A 2260-nucleotide genomic window follows, 5' to 3' on the forward strand; every position below is an offset into this window, starting at 1 on the left:
TGACGAGGTGAAGGAGCTCCTGGGCCACAGCAGTATCAGCACCACCCAGGTCTACGTGCACGTCTCCCGCAAGCGCCTGGAGGAGGCCGCTCGGGCGCTGCCGGACGTGGTGGGGTTTGGACCCAAGGGAAACAGTTCGTAAAGTTTTGCTAAAAGAGCGAGGGCTGAACTACACTTTCTTTTGAAAGAGGCACGAACTCATCGTAGACTTTACGACTGCGAGTTGCTACAAAAAGAAACTCTGTGTTTTCTGTATGCGAGGTGACCCCAACTTTCTCACCCTTGGGATTATAGATGCCGATCACTGCGCCTATGTACCTCTTATGCCTTCTGGAAAGGCGAACTACATATCCCCACTCTTTTAGCAAATCCTCTATTTCTTGAGCTGTGAAAAAACCTTCATTATTGAACGAAAGTACAATATGCGGGGCTTTAGCTTTGGCTAGAAGTCGTGACAGAGCTTCCTTTGCTAGGCGGCGTGAGTTGAAATGGCTTTTGCGGTATTTGACATCCTCCCTTTTCCTAGCCACGCCGTAGGTTTTGGGTTTATCCCACAGCACCAAAGTTTCCCAAATATGATAGTTGCCGAGGTAAGAGTGCTGATTGTAAGGCGGGTCTAGGTAAAGAATGTCTGCCTCAACCTGTTCCACAACCTCAATGGCGTCCCCCAGAAGGGCTTCCCCCGGTCCGGGAAGAAGGGGCGGGTACTCCAATCGCAAGTCATTGTAGGACCGGGGGGCCCAGTCTTTTAGGTAAGCCATCTGGACACCAGTAGTAGAGTCTACCTTATCAGCGGCCAAGATGAGGCTGCTAAGGAGGATGGCCTTCAAGGTAGGGTCATGGGTGTAGTGCTCCTCTATATGCTCACGGATGGCTTCTATCCGTTCTCCATTCTTCGGCTGGAAGAAGCGGGCTTCCTCGCAGTAAGTTTCGGTGAACCACCCCCTTTTGGGGGGCAGTTGGGACAGGCGTTCGAGAATGGGCTTTACCCTTTCCTCGGGGTATTCTTGCCGGTCAGCTTCCACGAGCGCTTTCGCTATTGTAAAAGCGTAGTGGTAAAAGTCGTTGGCGATCACGTAGAAGCCCCTGGACTTTAGGGCGTGGCTCACCCGGGCACTGCCGGAGAAGAGATCTGCGACTGTTTTTGCCCCAGAGCTCCGGGATATTTTTATCATCACCTCCAAGATCCATGGGATCAACGAGCGCTTAGAGCCGATATACTTGATCAAGGTTCACCCCTTACCCTCTAGCCAATCTACCCAGCCTTCAAACAGGCGAAGGTATTGCCCAGCTGAACTAACCATGCTGAATCTATACCAAGAGAAAGCTTGCCCTAGGCGGAGGGCATGGACAGCGAAGCCTGTGTGGTACTTGTTTTTATAGCGGATGTACGCGTCATTAGTCAGAAGAAGGAGTTCCGTTCGTAAATATTTTGCTCCAATCTCAACGTAATCCAAGTTTTGATAGGAAAAGCGTTCGTGGGCATTTCCATCTATCCTTCGCCTACGTGAGGATTTTGCAGATTTGATTTCCACGAGGGTTTTGCTAAGAAGCTGGTCTCCTTCAACAAAGAGGATCACCCCATCAAACTCGGTCTTAAGGCCCCGGTAGATTTGCCTGTATGCCGGTCCAGCAAAAGGCAATCCTTCATGTTCATCCGGTATTACGCCTATCTTTTCTATATCCTCGATGCGTGGATCACACCACTCTTCCACAAGAAAAGCCTTTTTTAGCCAGTTATCTGGTACGGTCTTGGTCCCTTTATAAGGGCAACTTTCTTGATCCAAAACAAGATTCTCAAGGTTAAATACGATAAAGCGCCTGGTTGAAAGACTTTCCACTGCAACCACATTGTCACCTGTGAGTTTTGAGCGTCGGGGAAAAGGACCAGACAATTCCTTTCTAACGCGCATGGGTATAGCAATGTTCTCTTTGCAAAGAAGTGCGACTAAGGAGGCTATCCCTGAGGAAACCTCCTTTTCAAAGCGGGAACCTCCGCTTGCAGACCCTGCAGGACGGTTTTGCTGACTCTCTTCAGCCTCAAATGAGGCGATTTGGCTGGCTATTTCTTGTAAATGTTCCCTGAGCTTTTCACCCATATCTACCCCATGCCCAATCCCTTTTCTTGAGCTAGTTTCTCCAACAGCAAGTCCACCGCCCACCGGATGAGGGTGTTCTCCGTGATCCTTTCCCCCTTCCCCTTCCGCTCCCGGTTCAGCCTCCGGGCCAGGGCGGTGAGGGCGTCCAGCTGGTCGGGGCG

The 2260-nt window shown here is 50.8% G+C and carries 2 protein-coding genes; both read right to left on the reverse strand.

From position 1 onward, the window contains the following. Positions 1-149: 149 nt before the first annotated feature. Positions 150-1229 carry a DNA adenine methylase gene (locus ACP5PX_RS07915; protein WP_428085411.1) on the reverse strand — a complete coding sequence of 360 codons (1080 nt, stop codon included), beginning with the start codon at positions 1227-1229 and terminating at the stop codon, positions 150-152. Positions 1230-1232: 3 nt separating this feature from the next. Further along, positions 1233-2099, reverse strand: coding sequence for a hypothetical protein (locus ACP5PX_RS07920; protein ID WP_428085412.1), 867 nt, complete (start codon positions 2097-2099; stop codon positions 1233-1235). Between the last annotated feature and the right edge of the window lie 161 nt (positions 2100-2260).

Origin of the sequence: Hadarchaeum sp. (SeqCode), assembly GCF_049969415.1 — an archaeon.
Classification (GTDB): domain Archaea; phylum Hadarchaeota; class Hadarchaeia; order Hadarchaeales; family Hadarchaeaceae; genus Hadarchaeum.

What these genes read in the sequence shown, in the direction of transcription:
- ACP5PX_RS07920 (WP_428085412.1), bottom strand. Translation starts at nt 2,099, where the DNA reads ATGGGTGAAAAGCTCAGGGAACATTTACAAGAAATAGCCAGCCAAATC.